Origin of the sequence: Streptomyces flaveolus (assembly GCF_014648815.1) — a bacterium.
Taxonomy (GTDB): Bacteria; Actinomycetota; Actinomycetes; order Streptomycetales; family Streptomycetaceae; genus Streptomyces; species Streptomyces flaveolus.
This window is the reverse complement of record NZ_BMRV01000009.1, coordinates 105,136-120,318: the sequence shown is the minus strand read 5'-3', so window position 1 is coordinate 120,318 and position 15,183 is coordinate 105,136. Positions and strand designations below refer to the sequence as shown.

Annotated in this window: 12 protein-coding genes and 1 riboswitch; of the genes, 4 read left to right on the top strand and 8 right to left on the bottom strand. The window is 72.2% G+C overall.

Annotation, left to right across the window (positions count from 1 at the left end; all coding sequences use genetic code 11):
- Nucleotides 1-31 precede the first annotated feature (31 nt).
- From IEZ05_RS21620 to IEZ05_RS21610, 3 genes are all read right to left on the bottom strand, one after another.
- Nucleotides 32-1,225 (bottom strand): alkaline phosphatase family protein, encoded by a 1,194-nt coding sequence (locus tag IEZ05_RS21620; RefSeq protein WP_189231844.1) that lies wholly within the window; start codon nucleotides 1,223-1,225, stop codon nucleotides 32-34.
- Nucleotides 1,225-1,812: a DUF5998 family protein gene (locus IEZ05_RS21615; RefSeq protein WP_189231843.1), complete on the bottom strand. Its 588-nt coding sequence runs from the start codon at nucleotides 1,810-1,812 to the stop codon at nucleotides 1,225-1,227. The genes IEZ05_RS21620 and IEZ05_RS21615 overlap by 1 nt, the downstream gene beginning before the upstream one ends.
- Before the next feature lie 116 nt (nucleotides 1,813-1,928).
- Nucleotides 1,929-4,766, bottom strand: coding sequence for a bifunctional acetate--CoA ligase family protein/GNAT family N-acetyltransferase (locus IEZ05_RS21610; RefSeq protein ID WP_189231842.1), 2,838 nt, complete (start codon nucleotides 4,764-4,766; stop codon nucleotides 1,929-1,931).
- 174 nt (nucleotides 4,767-4,940) lie between these two features.
- Here IEZ05_RS21610 and IEZ05_RS21605 point away from each other — a divergent pair, with 174 nt between their 5' ends.
- Nucleotides 4,941-5,222: an HPr family phosphocarrier protein gene (locus IEZ05_RS21605; RefSeq protein ID WP_189231841.1), complete on the top strand. Its 282-nt coding sequence runs from the start codon at nucleotides 4,941-4,943 to the stop codon at nucleotides 5,220-5,222.
- A 120-nt stretch (nucleotides 5,223-5,342) separates the two neighbouring features.
- On the opposite strand, the gene IEZ05_RS21600 is transcribed toward IEZ05_RS21605, so the two are convergent.
- The 4 genes from IEZ05_RS21600 to IEZ05_RS21585 form a co-directional block, all read right to left on the bottom strand.
- Nucleotides 5,343-6,035 carry a GntR family transcriptional regulator gene (locus tag IEZ05_RS21600; protein ID WP_189231840.1) on the bottom strand — a complete coding sequence of 231 codons (693 nt, stop codon included), beginning with the start codon at nucleotides 6,033-6,035 and terminating at the stop codon, nucleotides 5,343-5,345.
- Between the two features lie 226 nt (nucleotides 6,036-6,261).
- The gene (locus IEZ05_RS21595; RefSeq protein WP_189231839.1) at nucleotides 6,262-7,026 is read right to left on the bottom strand and encodes a M23 family metallopeptidase; all 765 of its coding nucleotides are present in this window, start codon (nucleotides 7,024-7,026) and stop codon (nucleotides 6,262-6,264) included.
- Nucleotides 7,027-7,038: 12 nt separating this feature from the next.
- A riboswitch (cyclic di-AMP (ydaO/yuaA leader) is annotated at nucleotides 7,039-7,202 on the bottom strand.
- Nucleotides 7,203-7,393: 191 nt separating this feature from the next.
- Nucleotides 7,394-8,782, bottom strand: coding sequence for a M16 family metallopeptidase (locus IEZ05_RS21590; protein WP_189231838.1), 1,389 nt, complete (start codon nucleotides 8,780-8,782; stop codon nucleotides 7,394-7,396).
- Nucleotides 8,779-10,131 (bottom strand): M16 family metallopeptidase, encoded by a 1,353-nt coding sequence (locus IEZ05_RS21585; protein ID WP_189231837.1) that lies wholly within the window; start codon nucleotides 10,129-10,131, stop codon nucleotides 8,779-8,781. The genes IEZ05_RS21590 and IEZ05_RS21585 overlap by 4 nt, the downstream gene beginning before the upstream one ends.
- A 298-nt stretch (nucleotides 10,132-10,429) precedes the next feature.
- Here IEZ05_RS21585 and IEZ05_RS21580 point away from each other — a divergent pair, with 298 nt between their 5' ends.
- Complete coding sequence (locus tag IEZ05_RS21580; protein ID WP_189231836.1) at nucleotides 10,430-12,886, top strand: DNA gyrase/topoisomerase IV subunit A; 2,457 nt, start codon at nucleotides 10,430-10,432, stop codon at nucleotides 12,884-12,886.
- Here IEZ05_RS21580 and IEZ05_RS21575 read toward each other — a convergent pair.
- Nucleotides 12,883-13,971 (bottom strand): CobW family GTP-binding protein, encoded by a 1,089-nt coding sequence (locus IEZ05_RS21575; RefSeq protein ID WP_189231835.1) that lies wholly within the window; start codon nucleotides 13,969-13,971, stop codon nucleotides 12,883-12,885. The genes IEZ05_RS21580 and IEZ05_RS21575 overlap by 4 nt on opposite strands.
- Nucleotides 13,972-14,359: 388 nt before the next feature.
- Here IEZ05_RS21575 and IEZ05_RS21570 point away from each other — a divergent pair, with 388 nt between their 5' ends.
- Together IEZ05_RS21570 and IEZ05_RS21565 are read left to right on the top strand one after the other, a co-directional pair.
- Nucleotides 14,360-14,839, top strand: coding sequence for a DUF6082 family protein (locus IEZ05_RS21570; RefSeq protein ID WP_229869795.1), 480 nt, complete (start codon nucleotides 14,360-14,362; stop codon nucleotides 14,837-14,839).
- 95 nt (nucleotides 14,840-14,934) lie between these two features.
- Nucleotides 14,935-15,171, top strand: coding sequence for a hypothetical protein (locus IEZ05_RS21565; RefSeq protein WP_029393384.1), 237 nt, complete (start codon nucleotides 14,935-14,937; stop codon nucleotides 15,169-15,171).
- Nucleotides 15,172-15,183: the final 12 nt, after the last annotated feature.

The following is a 15,183-nucleotide window of genomic DNA, read 5'->3' as shown; positions in this document are numbered from 1 at the left end:
TCGGCAGTGGGGTCGAGTGGGGGGCAGGGCGTCAGGAACGCACTTCGAGCAGGGGGACGAGCTGCTCGGCGGGGGTCATCGAACCGTGGTTGCCGACCATCGCCGACTCCCTCGGCTCCCGCTCGGAGGCGATGAGCAGGACGTCGTCACGCGCGGCGGCGACCACGTCGCCGATGCGGCCGTACACCCGGTCGTCGATGCGGGGGCCGAACCAGCCGGCCTCGATCGCCTCGTCGCGGGACGCCACCCAGAACTGCTCGCCGAGCACCTCGCGCCAGCAGGTCAGCACGTCGTTGTGGGCGCCGGGGACGGCGTACACGTGCCGCGCGCGGCCCTCTCCCCCGAGGAGGGCGACGCCCGCCTTCAGCTCCCAGTCCTCGTCGAAGTCGATGCGGTGGTCCTCGTCGAAGGGCACGTCGATCATGCCGTGGTCGGCGGTGACGTAGAGGGCGCTGCGCGGCGGCAGCTGCTCGGCCAGGCGCTGGGCCAGCCGGTCGACGTGCATCAGCTGGCCGCGCCAGGTGTCGGAGTCCACGCCGTAGCGGTGGCCGGCGCCGTCGACCTCCGCGTAGTACGTGTAGACCAGGGCGCGGTCGGCGGCGGCCAGCTGCTCGGCCGCGACGTCCATGCGGTCCTCGCCGGAGAGCCGGCCGTGGAAGGTGCCGCCGCTGAGGGCGATCTTGGTCAGCGGGGTGTTCGCGAAGGTCGGGGAGGAGACCTGGCCGGCGTGCACGCCGGCCTGCTCGGCGAGGCCGAAGACGGTGGGGTACGGCTGCCAGGCGGCCGGCGGGGTCCACGGCTGCCAGCGCAGCTGGTTCATCAGCGCGCCGGTGTCCGGATTGCGCACGGTGTAGCCGGGCAGGCCGTGGGCGCCCGGCGGCAGGCCGGTGCCGACGGAGGCGAGGGAGGTGGCGGTGGTCGCCGGGTAGCCGGCGGTGACCGGGCGTCCGGTGCCGCCGCGTGAGCTGCCGAGCAGGGAGTTCAGGAAGGGGGCTTCGTCCGGGTGGGCCCGCAGCTGCTCCCAGCCGAGGCCGTCGACCAGGAACACGCAGTTCCGGTCGGCGGGGGTCAGTTCCGTGATGCCCGCGGTCATGCCGGGGACGCCGAGGCCGGCGGCCAGCGTGGGCAGCAGGTCGGCGAGGGAGCCGGTGCCGTACTCGGGCACGGGGGCGGAGTCGACCGGGAGCGGTTCCGGGTGGGTGTCCCAGGTGGCGTGCTGCGCCATCAGCGGGGGGAGTCCGCGGTCGCCTCGGAGAGGGCCTGCGCGAAGGCGAGCGCCTGGCGCACCGTCTCCGGGCCGTCCCCGGCCTCGCTGACGCGCAGGCTGAGGTCGTCGGCCGTCGAGCTGCCGGTGTAGCCGTGGTCGGCCTCGCAGTTCGGGTCGCCGCAGGCGGCCGGCTCCAGGTCGAGGCGGGAGACGGCACCCCAGCCGATGGTCAGCACGATCTCGCGGGGCAGGGTGCCCGGCTTGTACTGCTCCGGGTTGGCGACCACGCGACTGACGACGATGGACGAGATCCGGCCGAGCTTGACGGACTCCGTGGACGTCGTGGCGTAGGGCGTCGGGGAGGTGTCGTCGGCGGCCTGCTCGTCGGTGTGGCTGACGATGAAGCGGTTGCCGGTGAGCACCAGCACGGTCACGTGCCGGCGCACCTCGTTCTGGTCGAAGGTGGTCTCCTGGTGGACCAGGTACGACCGGATGGGCTCGCCGCCCACGGCGGCCTCCACCGCCTCGGCCACGAGGGCCGGGTAGTAGCCGCTGCGTTCGATCGCCGCTCGCAGCCCCTGGGTCGTCGTACTGGTCTTGGCCATGCCGTCCATCCTACGGGGGCCCACTGACTGCGCGGGACGCCCGTGCGGCAGCCGCGTGGACCCCGTGCGCTTCGCCGGCGCGGTGCCTGAGCGTTCTCGCGCGGTTCCGCGCGTGGTCAGTACGCGGGCAGCGTCCGCGGGCCGAGGTCGTCCCGGGCGGGAGGGGGCGCGAGGCGGACGGAGGCGCCGAGGACGCTCAGTCCGCGCGGGGCGACGACGACCGGCTCCAGGGTGACCGCGACGACCTCCGGGTGGTCGTCGACCAGCCGGGAGACCCGCAGCAGCAGCTCCTCCAGGGCGGGAGCGTCGACCGGGGCCGAGCCGCGCCAGCCGAAGAGGAGGGGGGCGGTACGGATCGAGCGGATCAGGGAGGTGGCCTCCCGGTCGGTGACCGGGATCAGCCGGTGCGCCATGTCGCCGAGGAGCTGGGTGGCCGCCCCGGCGAGCCCGAAGGAGAGCACCGCGCCGGCCGCCGGATCGATGACCGCCCGGACGACCGTGTCGACGCCGCGCGGTGCCATGCCCTGCACCACCGGCCGCAGCTCCTCGGGCCTGCCGAAGAGCTCGGTCAACTCGGCGTAGGCCCGTCGCAGTTGTTCCTCGTCCGCGAGGTCCAGGCGTACGCCGCCCAGGTCGGCGCGGTGGCGCAGGTGCGGGGCGGTGGCCTTGAGGGCGACGGGGTAGCCGAGGGTGCCGGCGGCGGCGACGGCGTCGTCGGGGGTGGGTGCGGGCAGGGCGCGGTGGACGTGGATGCCGTACCTGGCGAGCAGCTCGCAGGTCTCCTCGGCGCCGAGGGCGAGCCCCTGGCCGCGGGCGAGGTGTCCGCCGATCAGCTCGGCGGCGCCCTTCTCGTCGATGTCGTCGTACTCCGGGACCCTGCCGGGGTCGGCGGCGTCGCGGCGCCACTGCGCGTAGGCGACCGCCTGGGCGAGGGCGCGGACGGCGCGTTCGGCGGCGGGGTAGGCGGGGATGAGGTGGGCTCCCTCCGGGGCCTCGACGGCCTCGGCGGGCGGCTCCGTGGCGGGTGCGCCCTCCGGGGTGCCCGGCGTGCCCTGGAGCGGGGCCCCCGGGGCGGCCTGCGGTGCGGTGCTCGCCGCGGCGGACAGGGCCTCGGCGAGGCCGCCCAGCTCCACGTGCACCACGAGGACCGGCTTGCCCGGCACCGCGGCCGCCGCCGAGCGCAGCGCCTCGGCCAGCGCCGCGTCCCCGGCCGCCCCCTCCCCCACCGTCGGGATGGCGGTCACCACCACCGCGTCGCAGGTGTCGTCGGCCAGCGCCCGGGACAGGGCCGCGTGGAAGTCCTGCGCGGAGGCCGCCGTCGTCAGGTCCAGCGGAGGGTGCGGCCGCAGGCCCTCCGACAGACACGCGTCGTAGGTGAGCACCCCCAGTGACTCCGAGTTCCCGAGGATCGCCACTCGTGGTCCGGCGGGCAGCGGCTGGCGGGCGAGCAGCAGGCCCGCGTCGACCAGGTCGGTGATCGTGTCGACGCGGATCACTCCGGCCTGCCGCAGCAGGGCGGAGACCGTGGCGTGCGGCAGCCGCGTCGCCCGGACGGCGTGGCCCTGCGGCGCGACGCCGCCGTGCCGGGCGCCCTGCACCACGACCAGCGGCTTGACGGCCGCCGTGCGCCGGGCCAGGCGGGTGAACTTGCGGGGGTTGCCGATGGACTCCAGGTACATCAGCGCGACGTCGGTCTCCGGGTCGTCGTACCAGTACTGAAGGACGTCGTTGCCGGAGACGTCGGCCCGGTTGCCGGAGGAGACGAAGGTGGACACGCCGGTGACGCCGGTCACCCCGCCGCCGCGCCGGTGCAGCCGGGAGAGCAGGGCGATCCCGATGGCGCCGGACTGGGCGAACAGGCCGATCCGGCCGGGGCGCGGCATCTCGGGGGCGAGGGAGGCGTTGAGCAGCACCTCGGGAGAGGTGTTGATGACGCCGAAGGCGTTGGGGCCGATGATCCGCATGCCGTACGTGCGGGCCTGACGCACGAGGGCGCGCTGGCGGTCGCGTCCCTCGGGGCCGCTGTCGGCGTACCCGGCGGAGATCACGACGAGGCCCTGGACGCCGTGTTCGCCGCACTCGGTGACGACCTCGGGCACGTGCTCGGCGGGCACGGTGACGACGGCGAGGTCGACGGGGCCGTCGATGTCGCGCACCGAACGGCGGGCGGGCACCCCGTCGAGTTCCCTCAGGTCCTCGGGGAAGGCCTTGTTCACGGCGTGGAGCCGGCCGGTGTAGCCCGCGTCCCGGATGTTGCCGAGGATGCTGCGGCCGACGCCGCCGGGGGTGCGGCCGGTGCCGATCACCGCGACGGAGCCGGGCTGGAGCAGGCGCTGCACCGAGCGGGCCTCCGCGCGCTGCTCGCGCGCGTACTGCACGGCGAGCGAGCGGTCGGTGGGCTCGAGGTCGAACTCCAGGCGGACCACGCCGTCCTCGAAGCTGCGCTTCTGGGTGTACCCGGCGTCCATGAACACCTTGATCATCTTGGTGTTGGCGGGCAGCACCTCGGCGGCGAAGCGGCGGATGCCGCGCTCCCGGGCGACGGCGGCGATGTGCTCGAGGAGCGCGGAGGCGACGCCCCGGCCCTGGTGCGCGTCCTGGACGAGGAAGGCGACCTCGGCCTCGTCGGCCGGGGACGACGCGGGCGCTCCGCCGGCGCCGATCCGGTCGTAGCGTACGGTGGCGATGAACTCGCCGCCGATCGTGGCCGCGAGTCCCACCCGGTCCACAAAGTCGTGGTGCGTGAAGCGGTGGACGTCCTTGGCGGACAGGCGAGGGTACGGCGCGAAGAAGCGGTAGTACTTCGACTCGTCGGAGACCTGCTCGTAGAAGCTGACCAGGCGCTCGGCGTCATCAACGGTGATGGGGCGGACGCGCGCGGTGCCGCCGTCGCGCAGCACCACGTCGGCTTCCCAGTGGGCGGGGTACTCGTGCCGGTCCGACGAGGTCTGCATGGGCCCCAGAGTACGGCTCGCGTACGACAACGGCGCGGGGCAGTCTGTGGGGACGGAAGGTCGGGCCGAGGCCGCGGTCCGACGACCACCCGGGGCGGCGCACAGCCGTCCGGCGATGCTTCATGATGTGGGAAACTGGTCTAGACAACCTGAACACCTGAAGGGCAGCAACACATGGCTGAGCGCCGCGTCAACGTCGGCTGGGCCGAGGGTCTCCACGCCCGCCCCGCCTCCATCTTCGTCCGAGCCGCCACGGCCACAGGCGTCCCGGTGACGATCGCCAAGGCCGACGGCAACCCCGTCAACGCGGCCTCCATGCTGGCCGTCCTGGGCCTGGGCGCCCAGGGTGGTGAGGAGATCGTCCTCTCCTCCGACGCCGAGGGCGCGGACGCCGCCCTCGACCGGCTGGCGAAGCTGGTCTCCGAGGGCCTCGAGGAGCTCCCCGAGACCGTCTGATGTGACGGCACACCGAAAAGGCCCGCCCGGTTCACCGGGCGGGCCTTTTCCTGCCCCCCCTTTTCCGGGCAGCAAGAAATAACCCCCTGAATTACTTCTCTTTTGTATACGGCACCCGTGTTAATGCCGCAGGCTCGGCGTGTTTGCGGGATGTTGCGCATTCCTCACACCGCCCGGGCGGTCGCCGGAGGTGAAGCGCAGCCGGTGCGCCTGAGCCGACCGTTCGACGTGCAGCGCCATGAGCGCCCGCGCGCGGTCGCCGTCGCCGCGCGCCACCGCGTCGACGACCGCCCCGTGCTCCGCCCAGTGCTCCACGGCAGCGACCGGCGTGTCCACGAGGTACATCCAGGCGATCTTGCGGCGCAGCTGGGTCAGCATCGCCGTGAGGGAGGGACTGCCGACGGCCTGCGCGAGGGTCTCGTGGAACCAGCCGTCCAGCGCGCGCAGGTCCTCGCCGTGCCCCTGCCGGGAACGCTCCCGGCCCAGCCTGACCAGGCCGCGCAGCACCTTGAGGTGGGCCTCGGTGCGGCGCCGGGCCGCGCGGGAGGCGCCGAGGGGCTCCAGGAGCGTGCGGGTCTCGAGCAGGTCGGCAGCCTCCTGCTCGGTCGGTTCCGCGACGCACGCGCCCGCGTGCCGCCGGGTGACCACGAAGCCCTCGGCCTCCAGGGTGCGCAGCGCCTCGCGGACGGGGACGCGGGAGACGCCGTAGCGGCGGGCGAGCAGTTCCTCGGTGAGCCGGCTGCCGCGCCCGTGGACGCCGGCGACGATGTCGTCCCGGATCGCCGTGCACACCGAGTGCGCCGGAATGCGCATGTCCGACCTCCGCCTTGATCCCCGTGAAACGTCGACGATGGACGCGTGTTTCCGTGACTCTAGGCCAATGAGGCGCGCTTTCGGACGGGCACCGGGAATTCAGGGATATTTTTTGGACATTCACGGGCCGGAAAAGGGGCAGGAAACCGGACCCGGACCCGGGCCGGGAGAACCGGAAGGCCCCGGCTCGGGAGCCGGGGCCTTCGGGGTGCCGTACCGTCCGTCGTCAGACGTTCACGCCGTGGGAGCGGAGGTAGGCGACGGGGTCCATGTCCGAGCCGTACTCGGGGCTCGTGCGGGCCTCGAAGTGCAGGTGCGGGCCGGTGACGTTGCCGGTGGCGCCGGAGAGGCCGATCTGCTGGCCGGCGTCGACCGACTGGCCGACCGAGACGCCGATGGACGACAGGTGTCCGTACTGGGTGTACGTGCCGTCGTGCATCCTGATCACGACCTGGTTGCCGTACGCGCCGCCCCAGCCGGCCTCGACGACGGTGCCGACGCCGACCGCGTGCACCGAGGTGCCGGTGGAGGCGTGGAAGTCGATGCCGGTGTGGCTGCCGGACGACCACAGGGAGCTGCCGGCCTGGTAGGCCGTGGACACGTAGGAGCCGGTGATCGGCGTGACGAAGGTGTTGAGGCGCTTGCGCTCCGCCTCGCGCGCGGCGCGCTCCTTGGCCTCGCGGGCCTCCTGGGCAGCCTCGGCGGCCCGCTCGCGCGCGGCCTCCATCGCCGCCTCACGGGCGGCGGCGTCCAGGGCGGCCTGCTTCTGCGCGGCGGCCTGGGCATCGATCTCGTGGGCTATGGAGTCGCCGATGGTGACGACCGGGGTGAGTCCGCTCTGCTCGACCTCGGACTCGGCGGCGAGGGCCGGGGCCGCGAGGGTGCCGACGACGCCGGTGGTGGCGAGGGCCGCCACGCCCGCCGCGCGGGCGGTGGTGCGGTGCATGCGGCTGGGACGGCGATGCTTCCCGGTGGCGCGCGTGAACGCCATGTAGAGGCTGGTCCTTTCCTTCCCTCTCGCCTACCGGGTTAGCTGACGGGTTCGGAGCAGGAAGGTCTCCTACGGACCCCCTCGCCGGAGCGCGGGCGTCCGATTCACCCCAGGGACTGCGATGGGTCCCCGGCTCCCCTGGCTCGCGCCGTACGGGGACTCGGCGATGACTGTCCGGTGCCGCGGGTGCGGCGCACTGCCTGACGAACAGCCCGGATGACGCTAAACGCGGCTGTCTTCAATCCTCAAACGCAACGGGGTTTTTGTAGCGCACGCCACAGGGCAGACAGGCAGCCTCTCCCTCAATTCGGACATACGACGGCCCTGGTGACACTCCGGTCACCAGGGCCGTCACCCGCGCGTGCCGCTACTCGGCGGCCACGACGGTGACTTCGCCGATGCCGAGGGCCTCGACGGGCTCCTTGATCTGCGCCGCGTCGCCGACGAGGACCGTCACCAGACGGTCCACAGGGAAGGCGTTGACGACGGCCGCGGTGGCCTCCACGGTGCCGGTGGCGGCGAGTTGGCGGTACAGCGTGGCCTGGTAGTCGTCGGGCAGGTGCTGCTCGACCTGGTCGGCCAGCGTGCTCGCGACGGCCGCGGCCGTCTCGTACTTCAGCGGCGCCACGCCCACCAGGTTCTGCACGGCGACGTCGCGCTCGGCGTCCGTGAGTCCGCCCTCGGCGAGCGTGCGCAGCACCGTCCACAGGTCCTGCAGCGCCGGGCCGGTGTTGGGCGTGTCGACCGAGCCGCTGATGGCGAGCATCGCGGCGCCCGTGCCGTCGGGCGCGGAACGCAGGACCTGCCCGAACGCCCGGACGCCGTAGGTGTAGCCCTTCTCCTCGCGCAGGACGCGGTCCAGGCGCGAGGTGAGGGTGCCGCCGAGGCAGTACGTGCCGAGGACCTGCGCGGGCCACACGCGGTCGTGCCGGTCGGCTCCGGTGCGGCCGATCAGCAGCTGCGTCTGGACGGCGCCGGGGCGGTCCACGATGACGACCCGTCCGGTGTCGTCGGCGGTCACCGGCGGCACCGGGAGCGGCTCGGCGGCGGAGCCGGTCCACGCGCCGAGGGTGTCGCCGAGCAGCGCGTCGACGTCGACGTCGGTGAGGTCGCCGACGATCACGGCGGTGGCCGTGGCCGGGCGGACGTGCTTCTCGTAGAAAGTGCGGACGGCCGCCGCGTCGATGGCCGCGACCGTCTCCTCGGTGCCCTGGCGCGGGCGCGACATGCGCGAGTGGGCCGGGAACAGCTCCTTGGAGAGCTCCTTGGCCGCGCGGCGGGAGGGGTTGGCCAGCTCGTGCGGGATCTCGTCGAGCCGGTTGCGCACCAGCCGCTCGACCTCGCTGTCGGCGAACGCGGGCGCCCTGAGCGCGTCGGCGACCAGGCCGAGGGCCTTGGCGAGCCGCGAGACCGGCACCTCCAGGCTCAGCCGGACACCGGGGTGGTCCGCGTGCGCGTCGAGGGTGGCGCCGCAGCGCTCCAGCTCGGCGGCGAACTCCTCGGCGGAGTGCTTGTCGGTGCCCTCGGAGAACGCGCGCGCCATGATCGTGGCGACACCGTCCAGGCCGGCCGGCTCGGCGTCCAGCGGAGCGTTCAGCGAGACCTCGACGGCGACGACCTGCTGGCCGGGGCGGTGGCAGCGCAGCACGGTGAGGCCGTTGTCGAGGCTGCCGCGCTCGGGGGCCGGGAACGCCCACGGCTTGGGCTCGCCGGCCTGCGGCTGGGGGTGGAATTCCATGGTGGCGAGCTCGGTCACTTGGCCGCCTCCTCGTTCTCGTCGGTGGCGTCGTTCTCGTCGGCGGGGGCGGTGGGCTCGTAGACGAGCACCGCGCGGTTGTCGGGGCGCAGGCGGGCCTTGGCGACCTCCTGGACCTCCTCGGCCGTCACCTCGAGCACCCGCTGCACCGCGGTGAGGGCGAGCTGCGGGTCGCCGAACAGGACGGCGTACCGGCACAGTTCGTCGGCGCGGCCGGCGACCGTGCCGAGCCGGTCGAGCCACTCGCGCTCCAACTGGGCCTGGGCGCGCTCCATCTCCTCGGCCGTGGGGCCCTCCTCGGCGAACCGGGCGAGCTCCTCGTCGATGGCGGTCTCGATGACGGGCACCTCGACGTCGCCGGACGTCTTCACGTCCAGCCAGCCCAGGGAGGGCGCTCCGGCGAGCCGCAGCAGGCCGAAGCCGGCGGCCACGGCCGTGCGGTCGCGCCGTACGAGCCGGTTGTACAGGCGGGACGACTCGCCGCCGCCCAGGACGGTGAGGGCCAGGTCGGCCGCGTCGCACGCGCGCGTGCCGTCCTCCGGGAGGCGGTAGGCCGCCATGAGGGCGCGGGCCGGGACCTCCTCCTCGACGATCTCGCGCAGCTGCTCGCCCATGACGTCGGGCAGCGAGCCGTCCCGGGGTGCGGGCTTGCCGTCGTGCGAGGCGATGGAGCCGAAGTACTTCTCGATCCAGGCGAGCGTCTGCTCGGGGTCGATGTCGCCGACGACGGACAGCACCGCGTTGTTCGGCGCGTAGTAGGTGCGGAAGAACGCGCGCGCGTCCTCCAGCGTCGCCGCGTCCAGGTCCGCCATGGAGCCGATCGGTGTGTGGTGGTAGGGGTGGCCCTCCGGGTACGCGAGGGCGGTCAGCTTCTCGAACGCGGTGCCGTAGGGCACGTTGTCGTAGCGCTGGCGGCGCTCGTTCTTGACGACGTCCCGCTGGTTCTCCATGGACTCGTCGTCCAGGGCGGCGAGCAGGGAGCCCATGCGATCGGCCTCCAGCCAGAGGGCGAGCTCCAGCTGGTGGGCGGGCATCGTCTCGAAGTAGTTGGTGCGCTCGAAGCTGGTGGTGCCGTTGAGCGAGCCGCCGGCTCCCTGCACCAGCTCGAAGTGCCCGTTGCCCTTGACCTGGGCGGAGCCCTGGAACATCAGGTGCTCGAAAAGGTGAGCCAGGCCGGTACGCCCCTTGACTTCGTGGCGCGAGCCGACGTCGTACCAGAGGCACACCGCCGCGACCGGGGTCAGGTGGTCCTCGGAGAGCACCACGCGCAGGCCGTTGGCCAGGCGGTGCTCGGTCGCTGTCAGGCCGCCGGAGCCTGCCTGGGCTGTGGCCGTGTGACCCATGGGCATGTACGTCCCTTCGATCGCGAAATCTCGGTGGAGTCGTCGGACGGAACTGCGGAATTCCGCCGGTCCCGCCACTGTATGCAAGCGTGCGGGCCGCCGGTGGAGTTCCCGGGCCTCGTACGCCGAGAGCGAGAACGGCTCTGCGGGCCGCCGGGGACGAGGGCGCGGGGCGAGGGCGTACCCTGCGGGCAGCGCCGGGCCGGGCAGCCCGTGACGGGTCCTGGTCGGTCGCTGTCAGTGCCGCGGTCCACAATGGACCGCGTCAGATCACCGTTCACGCTTCAGCAAGGAGCCGGCAGCGATGGCCCGCCGTAGTACGAAGACCCCGCCGCCCGACGACTCGTACGAGGAGAAGATCCTCGACATCGACGTCGTCGACGAGATGCAGGGCTCCTTCCTCGAGTACGCGTACTCGGTCATCTACTCCCGTGCGCTGCCGGACGCCCGCGACGGCCTCAAGCCGGTGCACCGCCGCATCGTGTACCAGATGAACGAGATGGGCCTGCGGCCCGAGCGCGGCTATGTGAAGTGCGCCCGCGTCGTCGGCGAGGTTATGGGCAAGCTGCACCCGCACGGCGACGCGTCGATCTACGACGCCCTGGTGCGCATGGCCCAGCCCTTCTCCATGCGCGTGCCCCTGGTGGACGGCCACGGCAACTTCGGCTCGCTGGGCAACGACGACCCGCCGGCCGCCATGCGGTACACCGAGTGCCGGATGGCCGAGGCCACCAGCCTGATGACGGAGTCGATCGACGAGGACACCGTCGACTTCGGCCCCAACTACGACGGCCAGGAGCAGGAGCCGGTGGCCCTGCCCGCCGCCTTCCCGAACCTGCTGGTCAACGGCGCCTCCGGCATCGCGGTCGGCATGGCCACGAACATGCCGCCGCACAACCTGCGCGAGGTGATCGCGGCCGCCCGGCACCTGATCCGGCACCCGAACGCCGACCTCGAAGCCCTGATGAAGCACGTGCCGGGCCCCGACCTGCCCACCGGCGGCCGGATCGTCGGCCTGCCCGGCATCCGGGACGCCTACGAGACGGGCCGCGGCACGTTCAAGATCCGCGCGACGGTGTCCGTGGAGACCGTGACGGCCCGCCGCAAGGGCCTGGTCGTCACCGAGCTGCCCTTCGCGGTCGGCCCCGAGAAGGTCATCGCGAAGATCAAGGACCTGGTCGGCTCGAAGAAGCTCCAGGGCATCGCGGACGTCAAGGACCTCACCGACCGCGAGCACGGACTGCGCCTGGTCATCGAGATCAAGAACGGCTTCGTGCCCGAAGCCGTCCTGGAGCAGCTCTACAAGCTGACGCCGATGGAGGAGTCCTTCGGCATCAACAACGTCGCCCTGGTCGACGGCCAGCCCCTCACGCTGGGACTCAAGGAGCTGCTGGAGGTCTACCTCGACCACCGCTTCGACGTCGTACGGCGCCGCAGCGAGTTCCGGCGCACCAAGCGCCGCGACCGTCTCCACCTGGTCGAGGGCCTGCTCACCGCCCTGGTCGACATCGACGAGGTCATCCGCCTCATCCGCTCCAGCGACAACTCCGCGCAGGCCAAGCAGCGTCTGATGGACCGCTTCTCGCTGAGCGACGTCCAGACCCAGTACATCCTGGACACGCCGCTGCGCCGGCTGACCAAGTACGACCGCATCGAACTCGAGGCGGAGAAGGAGCGGCTCAACGCGGAGATCGAGGAGCTGACGCGGATCCTCGAGTCGGACGCGGAGCTGCGCAAGCTGGTCTCGGCCGAACTGGCGGCGGTGGCCAAGAAGTTCGGCACCGACCGGCGCACGCTTCTGCTGGAGTCGGCCGGGACCCCGGTGGCCGCCGTCCCGCTCCAGGTGGCGGACGACCCGTGCCGGGTGCTGCTGTCCTCGACGGGCCTGCTGGCCCGCACCGCGAACGACGAGCCCCTCGTCACGGAAGCCGGTGCCAAGCGCGTCAAGCACGACCTGATCGTGTCGTCGGTGCCGGCCACGGCCCGCGGCGAGATCGGCGTGGTGACGTCCGGCGGGCGACTGCTGCGGGTGAACGTGGTCGACCTGCCCCAGCTCCCGGAACCGCTGCCCACACCGAACCTGTCGGGCGGCGCACCGCTTGCCGAGTTCGTGTCCCTGGAGGACGACGAGACGGTCGTCTGCCTGACCACGCTGGACGAGTCCTCGCCGGGTCTGGCCCTCGGCACGGAGCAGGGCGTCGTCAAGCGGGTGGTGCCCGACTACCCGTCCAACAAGGGCGAGTTGGAGGTCATCACGCTCAAGGACGGTGACCGGATCGTCGGCGCTGCCGAACTGCGCACCGGCGACGAGGACCTGGTCTTCATCACGGACGACGCGCAGCTGCTGCGTTACCAGGCCTCGCAGGTGCGTCCCCAGGGGCGGCCGGCGGGAGGTGTGGCGGGCATCAAGCTCGCCGAGGGCGCGAAGGTCATCTCGTTCACGGCGGTGGACCCGGCGGCGGACGCGGTCGTCTTCACGGTCGCGGGTTCGCGCGGCACCCTGGACGACTCCGTCCAGACCACGGCCAAGCTGACCCCGTTCGACCAGTACCCGCGCAAGGGGCGCGCCACGGGTGGTGTGCGCTGCCAGCGGTTCCTGAAGGGCGAGGACTGCCTGGCCCTCGCCTGGGCGGGTCCGACCCCGGCGCGTGCCTCGCAGAAGAACGGCACCCCGGCCCAGCTCCCGGACATCGATCCGCGCCGCGACGGCTCGGGCGTGTCGCTGCCGAAGACGGTCGCGGTGGTGGCGGGCCCCGCCTAAGAGCCGGGCGGCGGTTCCTCACCGTCCGGCTCCGCCGGATCACCGTCCTCGGGGTCCGGCACGTAGCGCAGGACGCCCCACATGCCGTGTTCATCGGCGTGCGGGGCGTCGCTGCGGCACGCGTCGAGTTCCTTGCCGAGCGCGGCGGCGTCGATGCCCGCGCCGATCAGGACGAGCTGGGTGAGGCGCTTGCCGGCCGGTGGCCAGGGCTCCGGGTAGAAGCGCAGGAAACTGCCGACGGCGTGGACGGCGTACCGGTTGCGCCTGTCGTGCGGTCCGAAGTCGACGTAGCCCTTGATCCGGTACAGGCCCTCGGGCCGGCTGTCCAGGAAGCGCATCAGCCGGCGCGGGTCGAGGGGCACGTCGGAGACGAAGGACACGCTGTCGTAGGCGGTGTGCAGATGGCCGGGGTGCGCGTCGCCCGGGGAGTGGTCGTGCAGGTCGTCGAAGGACAGCTGCCCGATCCGCTCCTCGGTGGGCCGGCAGTCGAAGAGGAACTCGGGGTCGATGCGTCCGTAGGCCGCGGGGAGCACGGCCGCGCGGTCGGCGAGGGAGCGGACGAGGGCGAGGACCCGCTCGGCGTCCGGGGCCCGGTCGGTCTTGTTGACCACCACCAGGTCGGCCAGCGCCAGGTGCCGGTCGATCTCGGGGTGCTTGGCGCGCGTGTCGTCGAACTCGGCGGCGTCGACGACCTCGACGAGGCCGCCGTACACGATCTCCCGCTGTTCGCTGGCGAGCAGCATGCGCACCAGCTCCTGCGGCTCGGCGAGACCGCTGGCCTCGATGACGATGACGTCGATGCCGGCGTCGGGCCGGGCCAGCCGCTCCAGGTACCCGTCGAGTTCACTCGCGTCGACGGCACAGCACAGGCACCCGTTGCCGAGCGAGACGGTGGAGTCGCCGAGGGCACCGGCCACGGCCATGGCGTCGATCTCGATGGAGCCGAAGTCGTTGACGAGGGCACCGATCCGGCTGCCTCCGCTGCGGTGCAGGAGGTGGTTGAGCAGGGTGGTTTTTCCGGAGCCGAGGAATCCGGCGAGTACGACGACCGGGATCTGCCGGGAAGTCGAGCGCTGCCCCACCATGCGTCCTTTCTCTCACCTAGGCGTACGCCGGTCCGCGGCGGGGTTCACCCGCGGGAACGGAACTGCCTGCTCAGGATACGAGCAGGTGAGGTAGCCCCGGAGTGAACGATTGTTAGCAGCACTTGCGGGGCAGACGTTGGACATGGCGCCGGACTGTGCGACCTCGCTTCCCTCCGTGCGCCTCCTCTCCGCCTCCCCGCCGATCAGCGCCGCTCGGCACTCCGGAGGCGGCAAGCGCCGCCCATCGCTCGCCGGTCCCCGTCAGCCGACCCGCACTCGACGACCGGCGGGCGGTCGCCTGATTCGGGGGTTGACATGGCCACACAGAAGAAACGTCAGGGGGAGGTTCGGCTCCACAACAGCCGGTCTGCTGTTCGCCACGGCAGGGTTGACGCTGGCCGCGCGCCGGCGGTGGCTGGAGAAGACGCGTCTGCAGGAGCGACAGCTGGAACTGGAGGAACTGGCGATCCGGCGCCGGTCGCTGGCTCATCAGCAGCGCATGCACTGGGAACTGCTCACCAGGGCGATCGATGACCCGTCCCTGGCAGAGGTCATCGACACGTACGACAAGAGCATCCCGGCCGCGAGGCGACGCCAGTTCTTCTACGCCAACGCCTGGTACGTCAACCTGTTCCACATCCACCGGGCGGGACTGATCGGCCGCGAGGAGTTGCACGGGCACATCCGGGAGTTCCTCCAGAATCAGATCTTCCGCGAGTACTGGGAGGCTTCGAGGTACATGAGGGCGACCCTCGAGCAGTCGTCCGACGAGGCACGGATGAGCCACCTCGTCGACGGTCTCATCAGGGAACTCGATGATGCCGACACGGACGAGTGGTGGGTGGTCGGCACGCCTCCCACCGATTAGCGGGACGGCTTTCGGCGTGTATCAGCATGTGTCCCCGCGCCACCAGTAACGTACTGCCGACCTGTGTGCCCAGATTTTGTAAGGACCGGTACCCCTTGAAAATCGTGCGCCGTATCGGTGTGCCTCCCAGTGCCCGCGGCAGTGCGTCAGGCGCCAACTGCCCCGACGTGTTCGAACTGAGCGACGGCAACTTCGCCGTCATCGGCACCGAGGCCACCGAGGCGCTGGAGCGCGAGCTGCCCGCCGACGCCGCCCGCGCCGACTACGAACGCATCGTCGTCGTGAGCCGGGAAACGCTGATCCGCGCCAAGGCGGACATCCCCGACGCCTGACGTCGCCCCCAT

Coding starts and splice junctions, on each gene's coding strand:
- IEZ05_RS21620 (WP_189231844.1), bottom strand. CDS start 1,225: ATGGCGCAGCACGCCACCTGGGACACCCACCCGGAACCGCTCCCGGTC.
- IEZ05_RS21615 (WP_189231843.1), bottom strand. CDS start 1,812: ATGGCCAAGACCAGTACGACGACCCAGGGGCTGCGAGCGGCGATCGAA.
- IEZ05_RS21610 (WP_189231842.1), bottom strand. CDS start 4,766: ATGCAGACCTCGTCGGACCGGCACGAGTACCCCGCCCACTGGGAAGCC.
- IEZ05_RS21605 (WP_189231841.1), top strand. CDS start 4,941: ATGGCTGAGCGCCGCGTCAACGTCGGCTGGGCCGAGGGTCTCCACGCC.
- IEZ05_RS21600 (WP_189231840.1), bottom strand. CDS start 6,035: ATGCGCATTCCGGCGCACTCGGTGTGCACGGCGATCCGGGACGACATC.
- IEZ05_RS21595 (WP_189231839.1), bottom strand. CDS start 7,026: ATGGCGTTCACGCGCGCCACCGGGAAGCATCGCCGTCCCAGCCGCATG.
- IEZ05_RS21585 (WP_189231837.1), bottom strand. CDS start 10,131: ATGCCCATGGGTCACACGGCCACAGCCCAGGCAGGCTCCGGCGGCCTG.
- IEZ05_RS21580 (WP_189231836.1), top strand. CDS start 10,430: ATGGCCCGCCGTAGTACGAAGACCCCGCCGCCCGACGACTCGTACGAG.
- IEZ05_RS21575 (WP_189231835.1), bottom strand. CDS start 13,971: ATGGTGGGGCAGCGCTCGACTTCCCGGCAGATCCCGGTCGTCGTACTC.